Annotated in this window: 17 protein-coding genes; 12 read left to right on the top strand and 5 right to left on the bottom strand. The window is 67.9% G+C overall.

Features of this window, described 5'->3' with window-relative positions:
* Window positions 1-20 precede the first annotated feature (20 nt).
* Complete coding sequence (locus TMO_RS04120) at window positions 21-1,475, top strand: DUF294 nucleotidyltransferase-like domain-containing protein (protein WP_014744333.1); 1,455 nt, start codon at window positions 21-23, stop codon at window positions 1,473-1,475.
* 8 nt (window positions 1,476-1,483) lie between these two features.
* Entirely contained in the window at window positions 1,484-2,479 is a 996-nt protein-coding gene (locus TMO_RS04125; protein WP_014744334.1) for an alpha/beta fold hydrolase, read from the top strand.
* On the opposite strand, the gene TMO_RS04130 is transcribed toward TMO_RS04125, so the two are convergent.
* Both TMO_RS04130 and TMO_RS04135 read right to left on the bottom strand, forming a co-directional pair.
* Window positions 2,480-3,238: an SDR family NAD(P)-dependent oxidoreductase gene (locus TMO_RS04130; protein ID WP_145978059.1), complete on the bottom strand. Its 759-nt coding sequence runs from the start codon at window positions 3,236-3,238 to the stop codon at window positions 2,480-2,482.
* Window positions 3,239-3,281: 43 nt separating this feature from the next.
* Window positions 3,282-4,145 carry an AraC family transcriptional regulator gene (locus tag TMO_RS04135; protein WP_014744336.1) on the bottom strand — a complete coding sequence of 288 codons (864 nt, stop codon included), beginning with the start codon at window positions 4,143-4,145 and terminating at the stop codon, window positions 3,282-3,284.
* A gap of 175 nt (window positions 4,146-4,320) precedes the next feature.
* Here TMO_RS04135 and TMO_RS04140 point away from each other — a divergent pair, with 175 nt between their 5' ends.
* The 3 genes from TMO_RS04140 to TMO_RS29035 all read left to right on the top strand — a co-directional run bounded on the left by TMO_RS04140 (window position 4,321) and on the right by TMO_RS29035 (window position 7,188).
* Window positions 4,321-4,926: a gamma carbonic anhydrase family protein gene (locus tag TMO_RS04140; protein WP_014744337.1), complete on the top strand. Its 606-nt coding sequence runs from the start codon at window positions 4,321-4,323 to the stop codon at window positions 4,924-4,926.
* A 159-nt stretch (window positions 4,927-5,085) separates the two neighbouring features.
* The gene (gene ettA / locus TMO_RS04145; protein ID WP_014744338.1) at window positions 5,086-6,768 is read left to right on the top strand and encodes an energy-dependent translational throttle protein EttA; all 1,683 of its coding nucleotides are present in this window, start codon (window positions 5,086-5,088) and stop codon (window positions 6,766-6,768) included.
* Window positions 6,769-6,900: 132 nt separating this feature from the next.
* Entirely contained in the window at window positions 6,901-7,188 is a 288-nt protein-coding gene (locus tag TMO_RS29035; protein WP_051045301.1) for a hypothetical protein, read from the top strand.
* A gap of 66 nt (window positions 7,189-7,254) precedes the next feature.
* Here TMO_RS29035 and TMO_RS04155 read toward each other — a convergent pair whose 3' ends face one another.
* Both TMO_RS04155 and TMO_RS04160 read right to left on the bottom strand, forming a co-directional pair.
* Complete coding sequence (locus TMO_RS04155) at window positions 7,255-7,947, bottom strand: phospholipid-binding protein MlaC (RefSeq protein ID WP_014744340.1); 693 nt, start codon at window positions 7,945-7,947, stop codon at window positions 7,255-7,257.
* A 96-nt stretch (window positions 7,948-8,043) separates the two neighbouring features.
* A complete protein-coding gene (locus tag TMO_RS04160) occupies window positions 8,044-8,859 on the bottom strand; it encodes a VacJ family lipoprotein (RefSeq protein WP_187297809.1) in 816 nt (271 codons plus the stop codon).
* A 270-nt stretch (window positions 8,860-9,129) separates the two neighbouring features.
* On the opposite strand from TMO_RS04160, the gene TMO_RS04165 reads away from it, so the two are divergent.
* The 7 genes from TMO_RS04165 to TMO_RS04195 all read left to right on the top strand — a co-directional run bounded on the left by TMO_RS04165 (window position 9,130) and on the right by TMO_RS04195 (window position 18,525).
* Complete coding sequence (locus tag TMO_RS04165) at window positions 9,130-10,197, top strand: ArsR/SmtB family transcription factor (RefSeq protein ID WP_014744342.1); 1,068 nt, start codon at window positions 9,130-9,132, stop codon at window positions 10,195-10,197.
* A complete protein-coding gene (gene metF, locus TMO_RS04170) occupies window positions 10,197-11,138 on the top strand; it encodes a methylenetetrahydrofolate reductase [NAD(P)H] (protein ID WP_041604821.1) in 942 nt (313 codons plus the stop codon). The genes TMO_RS04165 and metF overlap by 1 nt, the downstream gene beginning before the upstream one ends.
* Window positions 11,139-11,190: 52 nt before the next feature.
* A complete protein-coding gene (gene metH, locus TMO_RS04175; protein ID WP_014744344.1) occupies window positions 11,191-14,700 on the top strand; it encodes a methionine synthase in 3,510 nt (1,169 codons plus the stop codon).
* Between the two features lie 472 nt (window positions 14,701-15,172).
* Window positions 15,173-16,312 (top strand): Re/Si-specific NAD(P)(+) transhydrogenase subunit alpha, encoded by a 1,140-nt coding sequence (locus TMO_RS04180; RefSeq protein WP_014744345.1) that lies wholly within the window; start codon window positions 15,173-15,175, stop codon window positions 16,310-16,312.
* The gene (locus TMO_RS04185) at window positions 16,312-16,728 is read left to right on the top strand and encodes an NAD(P) transhydrogenase subunit alpha (RefSeq protein ID WP_041604822.1); all 417 of its coding nucleotides are present in this window, start codon (window positions 16,312-16,314) and stop codon (window positions 16,726-16,728) included. Before TMO_RS04180 ends, TMO_RS04185 begins: the two co-directional genes overlap by 1 nt.
* Window positions 16,729-16,792: 64 nt before the next feature.
* The gene (locus TMO_RS04190) at window positions 16,793-18,142 is read left to right on the top strand and encodes an NAD(P)(+) transhydrogenase (Re/Si-specific) subunit beta (protein WP_051045448.1); all 1,350 of its coding nucleotides are present in this window, start codon (window positions 16,793-16,795) and stop codon (window positions 18,140-18,142) included.
* A 119-nt stretch (window positions 18,143-18,261) separates the two neighbouring features.
* Window positions 18,262-18,525: a type II toxin-antitoxin system Phd/YefM family antitoxin gene (locus TMO_RS04195; protein ID WP_041604823.1), complete on the top strand. Its 264-nt coding sequence runs from the start codon at window positions 18,262-18,264 to the stop codon at window positions 18,523-18,525.
* A 31-nt stretch (window positions 18,526-18,556) separates the two neighbouring features.
* Here TMO_RS04195 and TMO_RS04200 read toward each other — a convergent pair whose 3' ends face one another.
* Window positions 18,557-19,480, bottom strand: a complete 924-nt coding sequence (locus TMO_RS04200) for a TauD/TfdA dioxygenase family protein (RefSeq protein ID WP_014744348.1) — start codon at window positions 19,478-19,480, stop codon at window positions 18,557-18,559.
* Window positions 19,481-19,521 lie beyond the last annotated feature (41 nt).

Raw genomic sequence — 19,521 nt, forward strand, 5'->3', positions numbered from 1 at the left:
CCAGAGGGGAGCCCGTCCCGATGGAGCCTTCCGAAGCCGAAGCCCTGTTCCGGCTGGACAGTTATCCCTATCGCCATCGGGCGGGGGAGGTCGCCTCGCGACCGCTGGTGACGGCAGAGCCGGGTATGACGGTTCAGGACGCTGCCCGAGCCATGGCGCGGGCGGGCATTTCGGCTCTGGTCGAGCGGGACGAGGATGGCCGCCCCACCGGTATCCTGACGGAGCGTGACGTCGTTCGTGCCCTGGCCCGCGAGGGTGCCGAAGCGGCGGTTCTGCCTGCGGCGGCGCTGATGAGCCGGCCGGTGCGCACCGTCGACGACGACGCCTTCGTTTATGTGGCGATCGGCCGCATGCGCCGCTTCGAGATCCGGCATCTGGTTGTGGTCGACGCGGCCGGCCGGGCCACCGGCATGATCACCCGCCGCGCCCTGCTCAGGCTCCGCGCCGGCGATGCGCTGGCCATGGGCGACCGGGTGGAGGCGGCGGAAGATGCAAAGGGGCTGGCCCTGGTCCGGGCAGATCTGGGGCCGCTGGCCGCCAGCCTGCTGGATCAGGCGGTCGATGCGCGGGCCATTGCCTCGGTGATTTCCGCCGTCACGCGCGACCTGACCCAGCGCGCCGCCGCCCTCGCCGAAGCGGCCATGGTGGCCGAGGGGCAGGGTGCCGCCCCCGCCCCCTATGCCGTGCTGGTGCTGGGATCGGCCGGCCGGGGCGAGACCCTGCTGGTGCCCGACCAGGACAATGCCATCGTCCATGCCGGGCGCGATGCCGATGACGGCTGGTTCGGGGCGTTCGGCCAGCGCATGTGCCGGCTGCTCGCCGATGCCGGCATCCCCTTCTGCCAGGGCGGGGTGATGGCCTCCAGGCCTGCCTGGCGCCATGGGCTGGAGGGCTGGCGTGGCCGGGTGCGGGCCTGGATCGGCGATCCTGACGGTGACAACATGCTCAACGCCGACATCTTTTTCGACATGGCGCCGGTCGCGGGCGATCTGGCGCTTGCCGAAGAGCTGCATGGCTATGCCCTTGCCCAGGCCGCCCATGCACCGCATTTCCTGCAGGCGATGATCCGCGATCTGGACCGCATGCACGCGCCCATCGGCCTGTTCGGTGATCTGCGCACCGACGGTAAGGGCCGGCTGGACCTGAAGCGCCACGGGCTGCTGCCGCTGACGCTGACCGCCCGGGCGCTGGCGCTGCGCCACGGCATCGCCGCCACCGGTACCGCGGCCCGGGTAAAGGCGCTGGCCCAGGCCGGCCTGCTGAACCCTGCCGATGCCGAGCAGCTGGACCGGTCCCACGCCCTGGTGATGGCGCTGCTCTTGGAAGCGCAGGTCGCGCGCCTGCGCGAAGGCAAGGTCCCGGACACCCTGGTCGACGTCACGGCGCTGGACTCCCGCCGCCGGTCGCGGTTGAAATCGGCCCTCAAGCATATTGATGCGATGACCTGGGTGATGCGCAGCTCGCTGGGAGGCTGAAGGTTCCGATGGATTTCGACGCCGTTGCGGCCGCCCGGGCCGCGCTCGCCTCGGTGACGGTGCCCCCCGCGCCCCAGGGGCCCGAGGCAGATCAGGCCGATCTGCTCGACCGGCCGGACGGCATGGTGATCCGCTATCTGATCTGGCATCCGGCCCCCGGGATGCCGCCGCGCGGCACGGTGCTGCTGCTTCAGGGGCGCGGTGAATTCGTCGAGAAATATGCCGAGCTGGCCGGATGGTTGCGGGCGGCGGGCTGGGCGGTCTTCGCCCCCGACTGGCGCGGACAGGGCCGGTCCGGCCGGCTTGCCCCTGATCGGGCCATGGGGCATCTGAACCGGTTCGACGACTGCCTGGACGATCTGGATGCGCTGGCGGCGGGGCCGCTTGCCGGCCTGCCGCGGCCGCTGGTGATGCTGGGCCATTCCATGGGCGGCCATCTGGGCATGCGCTGGGTGCTGGAACGGGTGCCGGCCGTGGCACGGCCGGCGGCCATTATCCTGTCGGCGCCGATGATCGACATCCGCATGCCGCTGCCGGCCCGGCGGCTGGTGCCGCCGCTGGCGCGGCTGATGCGCGCCCGCGGCCGCGGCATGACCTATGCCCCCGGCCAGGGGCCGGGGCGGGCCAGCGGCGGCGGTTTCGCCGGCAACCGGCTGACCCATGATCCGGCGCGCTGGGCGCGGGAACAGGCGCTGCTGGCGGCCGATCCCGCCCTGCATCTGGGCGGCAGCAGCTGGGGCTGGCTGGCGGCGGCCTTCGATTCGATCCGCGATCTGGAGCGGGCGGTGATCCGTGCGGGCGCAGGGCTGGATGTTCCGGTCACCCTCTTGCAGGGCGGCGCCGATATGGTGGTCGACCCGGTCGCGCAGTCCAGGCTGGTGGCGCGGCTGCCCCGCGCCCGGCTGGTGGTGGTGCCGGGGGCGCTGCACGAGATCCTGATGGAAACCGACGAGATCCAGGCCCCCGCCCGGGCGGCGATCACGCAGGCCTTGGAAGGCATCTGATCACCCGGCCAGAAAGCCGCCATCGACGCAGAGGTTCTGGCCGATCACGAAGCCAGCGGCATCCGATGCAAGCCAGAGCACGGCAGCGGCCACGTCTTCGGGCCGGCCCATGCGCCGGGCGGGCAGGGTGGCGGCGATGGTCGCGTAATCGGCGACCCCGGCGCCTGCCATCATCGGCGTCTCGATCCGCCCGGGGGAGACGGCGTTGATCCGGATGCCCCGGGGCGCGTGCTCGATGGCAAGCGAACGGGTGAGCGAGAGCAGCGCCGCCTTGGAGGCGGCATAGATCGCAAAGCCCGGATAGGGGTTGCGCACGCCGCTGACCGAGGCGTCGTTGACGATGACCCCCCCGCCCGCCCGGCCGCCGTCTCTTTGGCGCATGACCCGGATCTGGGCCTGCATCGCCTCGGCGACCGATCGCAGGTTGATCGCGAACACCCGGTCGAGCACGGCGAGATCGCGATCGACCAGCGACCCCTGCGGTTCCTGCCAGCCGGCATTGTTGAAGGCGATGTCGAGCCGCCCCCAGCATGCGATCGCGGCATCGACCAGGGCGGTGGCGGTGCCGGCCTCGGCAAGGTCGCCGGCGAGGAAAGTGGCCTCGGCGCCTTCGGCCCGGCAGGCGGCCACCACGGCCTCGCCGCGTGCCGCATCCCGCCCGCCCAGCATCAGCCGGGCGCCCTGACGGGCAAAGGCCAGCGCCGTGGCCCGGCCGATGCCGGAGGTGGCGCCCGAGACGAGAACGACGGGTCTGGTCATGGCGGCAGGCTCCCTGATCATGATGTCCTGCCAGACTGGCCGGTCAGCGGGCCTCTGTATTGGCGGATCTTGCGCCCGCGACCGCCGCCGCCCAAAGCCCCGGCGTGATGCCGTAGCAGCGCTTGAACTGGCGGGTCAGATGGCTCTGATCGCAGAACCCGGTCGCGGCCGCGACCTCGGCCGGTGCCATGCCCGCCGCAAGATGCCGGCGGGCGAGATCCAGCCGGGCCTGGGTCAGGAAGGCATGGGGGGCAAGGCCGGTTTCCTTGCGGAAGGCGCGGCAGAAATGGAACGGGCTCATGCCGGCCAGGGCGGCGAGCGTCGCCACCGACCAGTCGGCGGCGGGGTCGTCGCGGAGCGCCGCCGCCACCCGCTGCACCGGCCTGCCTTCCCGCCCGGGGACCGGCAGGTGGGGCGCCGGGGCGCCATGGCGCCGGAACAGCAGGGCCAGGGCCTCCAGCAGCAGGGTTTCGCGCATGAGCCGCCCGGCGCCGCCGTCGATCGCCCGATGGGCCGCAAGCATCGACCGGGCCAGATCAGGGTCGTTCACCACCGCCTCGCGGAACCAGGGCAGGGTGATGCGGCGGCCGAAGGTCTCGTCACCCAGGGTGGTCAGCAGATCGGGGCCCAGATAGAAGCTGCGATAGCACCAGGGCGCGTCGCCCGTCACGCCGCCCTGATGCGGTTCCCCGGGATTGAACACCATCACCGTCTGCGGCGTGCCGACCGAGGCGGTGCCGCGGGTGACGCAGCGCCCCGCCCCGGCCTGGGTGACGGCGATGACCATTTCCTCGTGGACATGGGGCGCGAAGACCAGCGTGCCGAAGGCGGCGGTCAGCAGGCCGAGCCCGGCGATCTGGCGGTCCAGGCTGAAGACGGCATGGTTGTCGGGGTCGTATCGGGCCACGTCCGGACATCACCGTTGGGGAAGGGGGGAGAGGTCATCCTAACCCGTGGAAAGCCGTGGCGTATTGGACGGATTTGACCCCGCAGCCCTGCGAAACGCGCTATAAACCGGAAAGCAAAGGCGCTGCCACCTCCCCCAACGAGCGGGCGCCGGTCGAGACGAGGAGACGCTCCCGATGGCTTTCATCTATGCCTATGACGACGTGGTGCCGGTGATCGATCCCACCGCCTTCGTGCACGAGACCGCGGTGCTGATCGGCGACGTGATCATCGGCCCCGAGGCCTATGTCGGCCCGGGGGCATCGCTGCGCGGCGACAGCGGCCGGATCACCGTGCTGCGGGGCGCCAATCTTCAGGACAATGTCGTCGCCCATACCTATCCGGGCGGCGAGGTCGTGGTGGGCGAGATGGCGGCGGCCGGCCATGGCGCGGTGCTCCATGGCTGCCGGCTGGGCCAGCTCGCGCTGGTCGGCATGAATGCGGTGGTGATGGATGATGCCGAGATCGGCGATTTCTCGGTCGTCGCCGCCATGTCCTTCGTGAAGACCGGCATGAAGGTACCGCCGCGGACCATGGTCGCGGGCGTGCCGGCAAAGCCGCTGCGCGAAGTGGGCGAGGCCGAGATCGGCTGGATCCGCGAGGGCGCGCTCAGCTATGACGACCTCCGCCGCCGGGCGCTGGCCGGCGAATTGCGGCGGGCGGAGCCGCTTGCGGCGCCGGAGCCCGACCGGCGGACGGTCCGGGCCTATCAGGTGAAGAAGCTCTCGGCCATGCGCAGCTGACAGGGGCGCCCCCGGCCCCAGAACATTGAAGCGACCGGCCCTGATGGGGTACAACCGGGGCCGACACGGGCGGGGCCGACACGGGCGAGCGCTGCCCGGCACCATTTCTCTTCAAGCGCCCGCGGAGATCGCCTCCGCCAGGGCCTCACGGGGTGGCATATGGCTTCCTACCAGTACGTCTATACCATGCGTGGTCTGAACAAGACCTATCCGGGCGGCCGTCAGGTCGTCAAGGATGTGACGCTGGCCTTCCTGCCCGGCGCCAAGATCGGCGTGCTGGGCGTGAACGGTGCCGGTAAGTCGACGCTGCTCAAGATCATGGCCGGCATGGACACCGACTATACCGGTGAGGCCTGGGCGGCCGAGGGGCTGAAGGTCGGCTATCTGTCGCAGGAGCCGCAGCTCGATCCGTCCAAGACCGCGCTCGAGAACGTCATGGACGGCGTGCGGCCGGTGAAGGATCTGCTCGACCGTTTCGAGGCGGTCAGCGCGAAGTTCGCCGAGGTCGAGGACCCGGACGAGATGGACGCGCTGATCAACGAGCAGGCCGAGCTGCAGGAGAAGATCGACGCGGTCAATGGCTGGGAAATCGACCGCACGGTCGACATCGCCATGGATGCGTTGCGCTGCCCGCCGGCCGATGCCGACGTGACCAAGCTGTCGGGTGGTGAGCGCCGCCGCGTGGCGCTCTGCCAGCTGCTGCTCTCCAAGCCCGACATGCTGCTGCTCGACGAGCCGACCAACCATCTCGACGCCGAGTCGGTGGCCTGGCTGGAGCGCTTCCTGCACGACTATCCGGGCACCGTCGTGGCCGTCACCCATGACCGCTACTTCCTGGACAATGTCGCGGGCTGGATCCTGGAACTGGATCGCGGCCGGGCGCTGCCGTTCGAGGGCAACTACACTGCCTGGCTCGACCACAAGGCCAAGCGGCTCGAGCAGGAAGAGAAGGAGGAAAGCTCCCGCCAGAAGACCCTCAAGCAGGAACTGGAATGGGTGCGCTCCTCGCCGTCGGCCCGGCGGACCAAGTCCAAGGCGCGTCTGGCCGCCTATGAGCGCCTGCTGGAGCAGGACCGCGAGCGGGTGGGCGAGGTCGCCCAGATCGTGATTCCGGCCGGGCCCCGTCTGGGCAATGTGGTGGTCGAGGCGGAGCATGTCTCGAAGGGCTTCGGCGACCGGCTGCTGATCGACGACCTGAACTTCCGCATCCCGCCGGGTGCCATCGTCGGCGTGATCGGCCCGAACGGCGCCGGCAAATCGACCCTGTTCAAGATGATCACCGGCCACGAGACCCCGGATTCCGGCAGCTTCCGGGTGGGTGAGACCGTGAAGCTCGCCTATGTCGACCAGAGCCGCGACGCGCTGGCCGCCAACAAGACGGTCTGGGAAGAGATTTCCGACGGGCATGAAGACATCGTGCTCGGCAAGCGCACCGTGAAGAGCCGCGCCTATTGCGGCGCCTTCAACTTCAAGGGGTCTGACCAGCAGAAGAAGGTCGGCCAGCTCTCGGGCGGTGAGCGCAACCGCGTGCATCTGGCCAAGACGCTGAAGTCGGGCGGCAACCTGATCCTGCTCGACGAGCCGACCAACGACCTCGACGTCGATACCCTGCGCGCGCTGGAAGACGCGCTGCTCGATTTCGGCGGCTCGGCGATCGTGATCAGCCATGACCGCTGGTTCCTGGACCGCATCGCCACCCACATCCTGGCCTTCGAGGGCGACAGCCATGTCGAATGGTTCGAGGGCAATTTCGAAGCCTACGAGGCCGACAAGCGCCGCCGCCTGGGCGATGCCGCGGTCGAGCCGCACCAGATCAGGTACAAGCCGCTGACCCGCGGTTGAGGCGACGGATCTTCGCATCTGCGGAGACCTGTCACAGCGACATCATCGCCCCCATCTCTTGCAGGGATGGGGGCGATATCGTTTCAGGCGATGGAAAGAAGGCGGAAGATAACGTATGACGCGAGGCATGCCATGATCAGCGCCACGTCCGACCTCAGTGCATCAGGTGTGACTGCGGGTGTCGGCCACAACACCGGACAGCCGAGGCGCACCGTGCATGCCATTGCTTTCGACCTGGACACCGAAGCGTTGAAGACGGCCTGCCACAATCCCTCGTGGCAGAACGCTTACAACGACATCGGCAAGGTGCTGACGACCAAAGGCTTCCTGCGTCAGCAGGGCAGTGTCTATTTCGGGAATGAGCGCGTCGATCCGGTGACCTGCGTCCTGGCCGTGATGCAGGCGGTCGAGGGCAGCTGACATGAAAAACCGGCGGCCCCTCTGGAGAGGCCACCGGCTTTCAGTGACGGGTGTGCAGAGCCGGGCTTACCGGGCCGAGGCGGTGACCTGTTCGGTACGGCGCTTCAGCTCGCCGATCAGCCCATCCATGCCCGAGCGCTCGATCACCGACGAGAACTCGGAGCGCTGGGTGATGGCCATGCTCACGCCCTCGATCGCGATATCGATGATCTGCGGGCTGCTGCCGTCCACGCGGACGCGGAAATCCAGCGGCACCGGCGGCCCGTCCGGGCGCCAGATCTGGCCGGAAATCACGACCATCCGGTCGTCATTGCTGTCGGCGCGAACATTGGTGGTCTTGAAGGCCTTGCCCTCGCCCGATGCCGCCAGCTGCTTCGAATAGGTATCGGCGATGTAGTCGGCGAAGCGGCTGGAATAGGTGGCGACGACATAGGCGTCGAAGGCGTCGCGGAAGGCGTCGCGCTGGGGCTCGCTCGCGGTCCGCCAGTGGCGGCCCAGCACGAAGCGCGAGATCCAGTCGAAATCGAAGCCTTCATGGAACAGCTTGCGGAACCGCTCGGTCCGGGTCTCACGATCGAGGCCGGGTTCGGACAGGGCCGAGATCGCCTTGTTGCCGAAATCCTCGATCGAGCTGGCCGCAGCCTGGGGCGAGATGGCGGCCATCGCCACGGACGAGGTGGCGGGTCCGAAGACTGGCAGAACCGGCAGCGCTGCGCCGAGTGCCACGGCAACCGCGATTCCGCGAAGACGGATGGTCATCGCGATGACTCTCCTGGTGGTGTGCCTGGTGATGGTGGGCTGCACGCCGGGTGCTGCGCTGCCCGACGGACGTACCGCCATCATATGGGCCATGACTCAGTCCGCGTCGAGGTCCAGACGGAAGACGTCGTCATTGCCCTGACCGGTGCCGACCTTGCCGTTGGAGATTTCGGCCAGCCGGCGCTGCCAGTAGGCGCTGCGCACGGCGGCGTAGAAATCGACCGAATTGCGCTGCAGGTCGTCGAGCGGCTCGATCGCACGTTCACGCGCGACGATGCCGTTGGCGACGGCGATCCCGATCGTGGTGCCCTGATCGTCGATGGCGTAATTGACCGGGTCGCCGAAGGAATCGGCCGCGCGGCCAAAGGTGTGCCGCAGCGTCGCCGGCCCCAGGATCGGCAGCACGATATAGGGGCCGGGGCCGATGCCCCAGACCGCGAAGGTCTGGTCGAAATCCTCATCATGCGCGGGCGGCATGCCGGCATCGGTCGCCACATCGATCAGGCCGCCGACACCGGCGATGCTGTTGATCATGAAGCGGCCGGCGGTTTCCGCCGCGCGTTCCGGCTCACCCTGGGCCACGTCGTTGACGAAAACCAGCGGCAGCGACAGGTTGACGAGGAAGTTGCCGATCACGGTCTGGATCGCCGGCGGGATCATCTGGCGATAGAACATCGCCGCCGGACGGATCAGCAGGCCGTCGACGAAGGTGTTGGCTGCAAAGATCGCCCGGTTCACGGGCTCGATCGGATCCGACAGCTCGGCCGGCTGATTGGGTACGGCCGACATCGGCACGTCGTTTCCGGCGGTGGCACAGGCTCCCAGCATCGCCAGGGCCGCAACAGCACCGCCAAGACGTGCCGCCAGACGCCGGGGCCGGGGGCCGTCCGCTTCCGGGGACTGGATGGTCATGGTCTGGCACTCCGCCCGGCTTGCGACTGCGGCCATATGCGTCCGTCCTCCGTATTCGCGGCCCCGATCCGACCCGCACCCCGAACTATCACATGGAAAGACGACGTGCGACAGGTTCACCTATCACAGGACACTGCCGCAGGCCACGGAAAAGCCCGCAGCCCCCGTGCTTCGGGGGGCTTGCGCCGGCTATGCGCTGCCGGCTTGCCACAGGTCGATTTAAGATATAAAGATATGTTTATGTCATGACCCGCTGAGGAGCATCAGGGGATGGGAAGTCTTCCGGCCGTCGACGGGCCGCATGAGACGGCGACCGTGGCAGCCATGGACACGCTGCTGGACGGGCTGAAGGCCGCGGCCGAACCGACCCGGCTGCGCCTGCTCGCCCTGCTGTCGGCCGGCGAGCTGACCGTCACCGAGCTGACCCAGATCCTGGGCCAGAGTCAGCCGCGTGTCTCCCGCCATCTGAAACTGATGTGCGAGGCCGGCTTGCTCGACCGGATTCCCGAGGGGGCCTGGGTGTTCTATCGGCTGGCGCGCGAAGGCGCTGCCGCAGGTCTGGCACGGCGCCTGGTGGAACTGCTGCCGCTGGACGATCCGGCGCTGGCGGTCGATCTTGGCCGGCTGCGGCGGGTGAAGGAAGACCGCGCCCGCCAGGCCGAGGCCTATTTCCGCGCCAATGCCGCAGAATGGCGCCGCATCCGCGCCCTGCACGTGCCCGAGGCACAGGTCGAGGCGGCGTTGTCCGGGTTGATCCGCACGGCCGGGCCGCGCAGCCTGCTCGATATCGGCACCGGTACCGGCCGGATTCTCGACCTGCTGGGGCCGCTGGTCGATTTCGGGCTGGGGATCGACCGCTCACGCGAGATGCTGGCGGTGGCGCGCGAACAGCTGGCCTCGTCCGGGCTCGATCATTGCCAGGTGCGGCTGGGCGATCTGAACCAGCTGCCGGTGACCGATGCGGCCTTCGATGCGGTGGTGATCCACCAGGTGCTGCACTATCTGGACGATCCCGGCCATGCGCTGGCCGAAGCGGCACGGGTGCTGCGCCCGGGCGGCATGATGGTGGTGGTGGATTTCGCTGCCCATACGCTCGAGGATCTGCGGCGTGATCACGCGCATCGCCGGCTGGGATTTTCCGACGACGAGGTCGATGGCTGGCTTGCCGCGGCCGGACTGGAGGCGGAAACGCCGATCCGGCTGCCGGGGGAGCCGCTGACGGTGGTGTTGTGGCCCGCGCGCCGGACGGGTGGCGCGGCGGGGTCCGGGGAGGACGAAACCCTTCGTCGGGCTGCGGCGGACCGCAGGACCGGCCATAAGAACAGGGAGACGACGTGATGACGGTGACCACCGACGGGCGGGTCCTGACCCCCCGGGCGCTCTGGGACGCGCCCGCGCCGGTGCCCGGGCTGAAGATCAGCCTGGAGTTCTTCCCGCCCCGCGGCGCCCAGGCGGAGGCGCGGCTGTGGGAGACTGTCGCGCGGCTTGCCGCCTATGCGCCCGACTTCGTGTCGGTGACCTATGGCGCCGGCGGGTCCACCCGCGACAAGACGCGTGACACGGTGCTGCGCATGCGCCGGGACTACGGCCTTGCCGCCGCTGCTCATCTGACCTGCGTGGATGCCTCACGCGCGGACGTCATGGCGGTGGCCGAGGGCTACATCGCCGACGGCATCGATCATGTGGTGGCGCTGCGCGGTGACCCGCCCCAGGGGGCCGGGCCCTATGTTCCGCATCCGGACGGCTTCCCCTTCGCGGTGGATCTTGTGCGCGCCCTGGCCGATCTCGGCCGGTTCGAGATCAGCGTGGCGGCCTATCCCGAGGTTCATCCCCAGGCACAAAGCGCCGGGGCCGATCTCGACAATCTGAAGGCCAAGCTGGATGCCGGCGCCACCCGCGCCATCACCCAGTATTTCTTCGACCCGGCGGTGTTCCTGCGCTTCCGCGACCGCGCGGCGGCGGCCGGCATCACCAGACCCATCCTGCCCGGGCTGATGCCGGTGCTGGGCTTCCAGCAGATCAAGCGGTTCTCGGCCGCCTGCGGTGCCGGCATTCCGGACTGGATGGAACGGCTCTATGATGGCGCCGATGCCGACGAAGCCACCCATCAGGCGGTCTCGGCCATGCTGCTCGCCGAACAGGCGCGGGTGCTGGCGGCCGAAGGCTGCGCGGATCTGCATTTCTACACCCTGAACAAGGCGGAGCTGACCATCAGCGCCTGCCACCTGCTCGGCATCCGCCCGCGGGCGGAAGTGGCCGCCGCCCGCGCGGCCGGCTGACCGCAGCCCTCACCACGTTATCCTGGCCCCCGAACAGCGCGATCGAGGCAAGATGTCACGGCTTCTCGACTTTCTCGGCTCCAACGTCCTGCTGCTCGATGGCGGCATGGGCAGCCAGCTTCAGGCGCGTGATCTCAGCGTCGACGGCGACTATTGGGGCAAGGAGAACTGCTCCGAAATCCTCAACCTCTCCCGCCCCGACATCATCCGCGACATCCATACCGCCTATTTCGAGGCAGGCGCGGATGCGGTGGAGACCAACACTTTCGGCGGCTCTCCGATCACGCTGGGGGAGTTCGACCTCACCGATCAGGCCTTCGAGATCAACGTGAAGGCCTGCGAGCTGGCGCATGAGGCGGCGGAGCGGTTCAGGGGCGACGGCCGTGAGCGCTTCGTGATCGGCTCGATCGGGCCGGGCACGCGGCTGCCTTCGCTCGGCCATATCGACTACGACCGGATGGAGGCGGCGCTCACCATCCAGGCCCGCGGCCTGATCGCCGGCCGCGCCGATGCCTTCCTGATCGAAACCTGCCAGGACCCGTTGCAGATCAAGGCGGCGGTGAATGCGGTCAAGATCGCCCGGGCGGAAGCGGGCGTCGACCTGCCGATCATGGTTCAGGTGACGGTGGAAACCGTCGGCACGCTGCTGGTTGGCACCGACATCGCGGCGGCGACCGCGATCGTCGATGCGCTCGACGTCGACGTCATGGGGCTGAACTGCGCCACCGGCCCGCAGGAAATGCAGGAACACGTCCGCTACCTGTCGCAGACCTGGCGCAGGCGGATTTCGGTGCTGCCCAATGCCGGCCTGCCCGAATTGGTCGACGGCCGCACCCATTATCCGCTGGGCGCGCGCGAACTGGCCCAGTGGCTGGAGCGGTTCATCGTCGAGGACGGCATCGACATCGTCGGCGGCTGCTGCGGCACCGGCCCCGACCATATCCGCGCGATCGACGAGATGCTGCGCCGTCGCGGCGGCGCCCGGCACCGCCCGGCGCCGGTGAAGCGCGAGGTCAACTGGATGCCGGGGGCGGCCTCGCTGTTCGGCTTCGTGCCCTATTTCCAGGAAAATGCCTATTTCTCCATCGGCGAGCGCTGCAACGCCAACGGCTCGAAGAAATTTCGCGAGATGCAGGATGCCGGCAACTGGGATGGTTGCGTCGGCATGGCGCGCGAGCAGGTGAAAGAGGGATCGAACGCGATCGATCTCTGCGCCGCCTTCACCGGTCGTAACGAGATCGCGGACATGACCGCGCTCACCACCGCCATGCGCGGTTCCGTCTCGGCACCGCTGGTGATCGATTCGACCGAACTCAACGTCATCGAGACCACGCTGAAGCTCTATGGCGGCAAGCCGATCATCAACTCGATCAATTTCGAGGACGGCGAAGAGCCGGCCCGCGCCCGGCTGGCGCTGGCGAAGAAGTTCGGCGCCGCCATGGTGGCGCTGACCATCGATGAAGAGGGCATGGCCAAGACCGCCGATCGCAAGCTCGCGATCGCCGAGCGGCTTTATGCGCTTGCGGTCGACGAATACGGTCTGGCGCCCGAGGATCTGCTGTTCGACCCGCTGACCTTCACCATCGCCACCGGCAACGAGGACGACCGCAAGCTCGGCATCGAGACGCTTGAGGGCATCCGGCTGATCCGCGAGCGCTTCCCGCGCTGTCAGATCATCCTCGGCCTGTCGAACATCTCCTTCGGTCTGAAGGCCGCGGCGCGCCATGTGCTGAATTCGGTCTTCCTGGATTATGCGCTGAAGGCGGGGATGAGCGGGGCGATCGTGCATCTTTCCAAGCTGATGCCGCTGCACAAGATCGCCGAGGACGAGGTGAAGGTCGCCGAAGACTTGATCTTCGACCGTCGTGCCGAGGGTTATGACCCGCTGATCTCGTTCATGGCGCTGTTCGCCGACCGCAAGGCAGAGAGCCAGGCCACGAAAGTGCGGCCCGAGACGGTGGAAGAACGCCTGAAGCTGCGGATCATCGACGGCGACCGCGAGGGGCTGGGCGCGGATCTGGACGAGGCGATGGCGAAGATGCCGCCGCTCGAGATCATCAACACCGTGCTGCTCGACGGCATGAAGGTGGTGGGCGAGCTGTTCGGCGCCGGCAAGATGCAGCTGCCCTTCGTGCTGCAATCGGCCGAGACCATGAAGGCGGCGGTCGCCTGGCTGGAGCCGCATATGGAGAAGGTGGAGGGCGAGCAGAAGGCGACGATCGTGCTCGCCACCGTCAAGGGCGATGTCCACGACATCGGCAAGAACCTGGTCGACATCATCCTGACCAATAACGGCTATCGGGTGGTCAACCTCGGCATCAAGCAGCCGGTGGCCTCGATCATCCAGGCGGCGCGCGAACATCGGGCCGATGTGGTCGGCATGTCCGGCCTGCTGGTCAAATCGACCGTGATCATGCGCGAGAATCTGGAAGAGATGACGCGCGAGGGGCTGGACGTGCCGGTGCTGCTTGGCGGTGCCGCGCTCACCCGCAAATATGTCGAGGAAGACTGCGTCGCCGCCTATGGCGCCGGCCGCGTCGCCTATGCCCGCGATGCCTTCGACGGGCTCAGCCTGATGAATGCAGTGGTCGACGGCCGTTTCGATGCGGTGCTCGACGAGGCGAAGCGCAAGCGCGAGGCCCGGCCGTCGAGCATCCGGGGGCCGAAGAAGCGGGCGTCGAGCGACGAGGACATCAAGGCGATGCTCGACCGGCCGGTCGATTTCGACGAGGTCCGTGTGCGCCGCTCGGAACTGCATGGCGGGATCGAGGTGCCGGAGCCGCCCTTCTGGGGCGCCCGGGTGATCGAGCATGTGCCGCTGAAATCGGTGGTGCCCTATCTGAACGAGACCATGCTGTTCCAGTTTCACTGGGGCTATAAGCGCGCCGGCCGCAAGCCGGCCGAGTTCGATGCTTATGTGAAGCAGGAGCTGTGGCCCAAGCTCGAAGCCCTGCTCAAGACCTGCGCCAGGGAGAAGATCCTGGATCCGCAGGCGGCCTACGGCTATTGGAAGGCGGCGGGCGAGGGCAATGATCTGGTGCTGTTCGAAACCGACGGCACCACCGAACTGGCCCGTTTCCGCCTGCCGCGGCAGGATCGCGAGGGCGGGCTCTGCGTCGCCGATTTCGTCCGCGACATCTCGGATCCGGTGCGCGACGTGATCGGCCTGCAGGTGGTGACCGTGGGCCAGAATGCCTCGGACGTCGCCCGCGACTGGTTCGCTGCCGACCGTTATCAGGATTATCTCTACCTCCACGGGCTGGGGGTGGAGATCGCCGAGGCGATGGCGGAATACGTGCACAAGCGGATCCGCGCCGAGCTTGGCTATGCGGCCGAGGATGCGCGCGAGATCGACCGGATGCTGAAACAGGGCTATCGCGGCTCCCGCTACAGCTTCGGCTATCCGGCCTGTCCGAACCTTGCAGATCAGCGGGTGCTGCTGGAGCTGCTGGGCGCCGATCGCATCGGCATCCAGATGGGCGACGAGGATCAGCTGCATCCCGAACAGTCGACCTCGGCCATCGTGCTGCTGCACCCGCAGGCGAAGTATTTCTCCGTCTGACGGGGATCTGGCCACCCGAGGCCGGCCCCGGTTGCATCCGGGGCCGGCTTTCCTTTTGTCCAGTTCTGCGCGTTATGGTTGATGATCTGCAGGATGGTTCCGTGACGATCGGCCGCAACCTCGCTGCGGCGATTGCATCGAACGTCATGAATCCACCGTTGAACCGCGCGCCCGTCCGGGTGATAAGGGAAGGAGGGGACCGGCATGGGATACCATCCCGCCGATCCGGGGGGCCCTGAAGCCGGCGGGTGATCATCTCCGCCGGTGGATGTCTGGACAGGTTTGCCGGACCGTGGGTGCACTGCGGCATGTGCGGTGCCAGATGCAGTGGCGTATGGAACGGCGTTCCACGAAATCGCGGACTTGGCAAACAAAGTTACCTGAGGCAAGAATAACTGCCTCATAATATTGCTGCACCGCAGCGTCGGCGGCGTCGGGGCGCCGCAGAGACAGAACGAGGGCCGGAGAGACCATGAAGATCGCAGTTCCGAGGGAGACCCGCGCGCACGAGAAGCGCGTCGCGGCGACCCCCGAAACGGTCAAAAAATATCGCGACCTGGGCTTTGAGGTCGTGGTGGAGGCGGGCGCCGGGCTGGGGGCCGCCATCACCGACGATGCGTTCAAGGCAGCAGGTGCCGAGATCGCCGCCGATGCCGCGGCGACGCTGGCCGGGGCCGACCTTGTGCTGAAGGTGCAGGCACCCGACGAGGCCGAGACCGCGGCCCTGCCCGAGGGGGCGACCCTGGTCGCCATGCTGAGCCCCTACACCAATCGTGATCTGGTGAAGCGGCTGGCGGCGGCCGGGGTGACCGCCTTCGCCATGGAGCTGGTGCCGCGCATCACCCGCGCCCAGTCGATGGACGTGCTCTCGTCGCAGAGCAACCTCGCGGGCTATCGGGCGGTGATCGACGCGGCTGCCGAGTTCGGCCGCGCAATGCCGATGATGATGACCGCAGCCGGCACCGTACCGCCGGCCCGCGTGCTGGTGCTGGGCGCCGGCGTCGCCGGCCTGCAGGCTATCGCGACCGCGCGGCGCCTGGGCGGTGTCGTCTCGGCCTTCGACGTGCGTCCGGCGGTGAAGGAACAGGTCGAAAGCCTGGGGGCGAGCTTCGTCGACGTGCCCAATGACGAGGCCGCCTCTGCCGAGACCAAGGGCGGCTATGCCCGCGAGATGAGCGACGCCTACAAGGCCCGCCAGGCGCAGGTGCTGGCTGATCATGTGAAGAAAAACGACATGGTCATCACCACCGCCCAGATCCCCGGCAAACCCGCCCCGGTGCTGATCACCGAGGAGATGGTGACCTCGATGAAGCCGGGCTCGGTGATCGTCGATCTGGCGTCGGAAACCGGGGGCAATTGTGCGCTCACCCGCCATGGCGAGGTGGTCGAGACCCCGGGTGGCGTGCGCATCGTCGCCTTCCCGAACGTGCCGGCCCGGGTGGCGGTGAATGCCGCCCAGCTCTACGCCAAGAACCTGCTGACCTTCGTGACGCTGATGGTCGACAAGGAAACCAAGGCGCTGAAGGTCGACACGGCCGACGAGATCATCGCCGGCACGCTGCTGACCCAGGGCGGCGCCGTGGTGCATCCGAACTTCAAGGAGGCCGAGTGATGAGCGCGCTCGACCAGCTTCAGTCTGCCGCCGATGCCAATCTCGAGGCGGCCAATGCCAGCCTCGACGCCGCGCGTCAGGCGCAGACCGAAATCGCCCGCCTCGCCGCGGAAGGTGCCGCCGCCCATGGTGGCGTCGATCCGCTGGTGCTTGGCCTGACCGTCTTCGTGCTGGCGATCTTCGTCGGCTATTACGTGGTCTGGCGGGTGACGCCGGCGCTGCACACGCCGCTGATGGCGGTCACCAACGCCATCTCGGGCATTATCGTCGTCGGCGCGATCATCGCCGCCGGTCCCGCCACCTTCGGCTTCGCCACGGTGATGGGCTTCCTGGCGGTCACGCTCGCCTCGGTCAACATCTTCGGCGGCTTCGTGGTGACCAACCGCATGCTGCAGATGTTCAAGAAGAAGGGCTGAGGGCGGAACCGTGAACGCAAACCTTTCCTCACTCCTTTATCTCGTCGCCGCCGTCTGCTTCATCATGGCGCTGAAGGGGCTGTCTTCGCCGGTCAGCGCCCGCAACGGCAACCGCATCGGCATTGCCGGCATGGCGCTGGCCGTGCTGGTCACCCTGTTCCAGCCGGGTGTCGAAAGCTACTGGCTGGTGGTGCTGGGCGTGATCATCGGCGGTGCTGCCGGCACCATCATCGCGCTGCGCATCCAGATGACCGCGATGCCGCAGCTGGTCGCGGCCTTCCACAGCCTGGTGGGCCTCGCCGCGGTCTTCGTCGCCATCGCCGCCTATTACGCGCCCGAGGCCTATGGCATCGGCACCGCCGGCAGCATCAAGGTGAACAGCCTGATCGAGCTGTCGCTGGGCTCGGCCATCGGTGCGATCACCTTCACCGGCTCGATCATCGCCTTCGGCAAGCTTCAGGGCATCTTCAAGTCGGCGCCGGTGCGCTTCCCGATGCAGCATCCGATCAATCTCGGTCTCGGCATCGCTGTGATCGCGCTGATCGTGGTGTTCTGCCTGACCGAGGCGCCAGCGGCCTTCTGGCTGCTCACCCTCATCGCGCTGGCGCTGGGTATCCTGCTGATCATCCCGATTGGCGGCGCCGACATGCCGGTCGTGGTCTCGATGCTGAACAGCTATTCGGGCTGGGCGGCGGCCGGCATCGGCTTCACCCTGGAAAACCACCTGCTGATCATCACCGGCGCGCTGGTGGGCTCGAGCGGCGCGATCCTGTCCTACATCATGTGCAAGGGCATGAACCGCTCGTTCTTCAACGTGATCCTGGGCGGCTTCGGCACCGATGGCAGCTCGGCTGCTGCCGGTGGCCCCGACCTGGGTGACCGCACCGTGAAGCAGGGCAGCGCCGAAGATGCCGCCTTCATCATGAAGAACGCCTCGTCGGTGATCATCGTCCCCGGCTATGGTATGGCGGTGGCCCAGGCGCAGCATGCGCTGAAGGAAATGGCCGACATGCTGGAGAAGGAAGGCGTGAAGGTCCGCTACGCCATCCATCCGGTCGCGGGCCGCATGCCCGGCCATATGAACGTGCTGCTGGCCGAAGCCAATGTGCCCTATGACGCGGTGTTCGAGCTGGAAGACATCAACCGCGACTTCGCCTCGACCGACGTGGCCTTCGTCATCGGCGCCAACGATGTGACCAACCCGGCGGCCAAGACCGACCCGGCAAGCCCGATCTACGGCATGCCGATCCTGGACGTCGAGCGCGCGGGCACGGTGCTGTTCATCAAGCGCAGCATGGCCTCGGGCTATGCCGGCGTCGAGAACGAGCTGTTCTTCCGCGACAACACCATGATGCTCTTCGGCGACGCCAAGAAGATGACCGAGGAAATCGTGAAGGCGATCGAGCACGCCTGATCAGGCGCCGCCCGACCGCACCACGACGACGCATCAGACGACGAAAGACGCGGCCTCCAGCGACGGAGGCCGCGTTTTTTCGTAAACTGCAGAAAGACGCGCGGCTCAGGGGAGGTGACATGCGCATCGTCAGTCAGTGCGACTTCGCGGAGCGTCTTGAGGAGATCTGTGACGAGGTTGCAGATGGCGGGGAGCTGGTGCTTGTCCGTCGCTCCGATGGGCGAGAGCCGGTGGTCATCCTGTCGCGTGGAAGCTGGGTTGGCCTCATCGAGACCCTTCATCTGCTCCGGTCCCCGCGAAATGCAGAACGCCTGCATCGTGGGATGGCAGATGCAAGGGCCGGTCGCATCTATGATCGGGATCTTGACGACGGAGCCGGTTGATCCGGACGGCGAAGGGCTCCGGCTCCTGCACTTACGCCGGCATCAACACCGGCTCATCCCCCGCCACCGTGGCGCGGTACATTTCGCGGCGGGCGCCGTGATAGTCGCCGACCGGCAGGTGCAGCACCGACCGGTTGTCCCAGATGGTCAGGGTCCCCTGTTCCCAGCGCACCCGGCAGGTGAAGCGGTGGTCGACCGAGAGCTGGAACAGATAGCCGAGCAGGGCCTCTGCCTCGGCATCGGTGAAGCCGTCGAGGCCGATGGTGTAGGCCGGGCTGACATAGAGCGCGCGGGCACCGGTTTCGGGATGGGTGCGGATCACCGGGTGCAGGCGGGTGGCCATGGCGGTCTCGCTGACCACGATGTCCATATTGGGCAGCCGGTCGGCCACCGCCTCGCGGCTGGCGGGGCCATAGCCGCGCCGGGCGCTGTGTACCGCCTTCAGCGGTTCCAGCAGCCGGACCATGGCCGGGCTCAGCGCCTCGCAGGCGCGGATCTGGCTGGCGAACATGGTGTCGCCGCCCCAGTCGGGCACGTCATGACCGTAGAGCAGGGTGAAGGCCGGCGGCGTGTCGAGGAATGACCAGTCGCTGTGCCAGGCCTCGCCGAAGACATTGGGGTGCGCCTCGTCCGCCGTTTTCAGCAGGCGCAGAACATTGGTGAAGCCGGGCAGGGGGCGCACGTAGGGATCCTGGCCGAAGGCGCCGAAACGCAGCGCCACCCGTTCCATGCCTGCCGGATCGAGGCTCTGGCCGCGAATGGCCAGCACCTGATGATGGACCAGGGCCGCACGCAGATCGGCAATGGCGGCGTCGGAGGCCGTGGCGACGTCGATGCCGGTGATTTCGGCACCCAGCGCACCGGTCAGGGGCCGGGCCGTGAAATGGGCCGACGGGCGGGGTGCATTGCTGCGGGCGGTCGGCGGCTTGGCGGAGAAGAACGGGTTGGCGGTCATCGGGCATGTCCTCCCTTCGGGCGGCCGGTTCGTGATGCCGG

This window comes from Tistrella mobilis KA081020-065 (genome assembly GCF_000264455.2).
Taxonomy (GTDB): Bacteria; Pseudomonadota; Alphaproteobacteria; order Tistrellales; family Tistrellaceae; genus Tistrella; species Tistrella mobilis.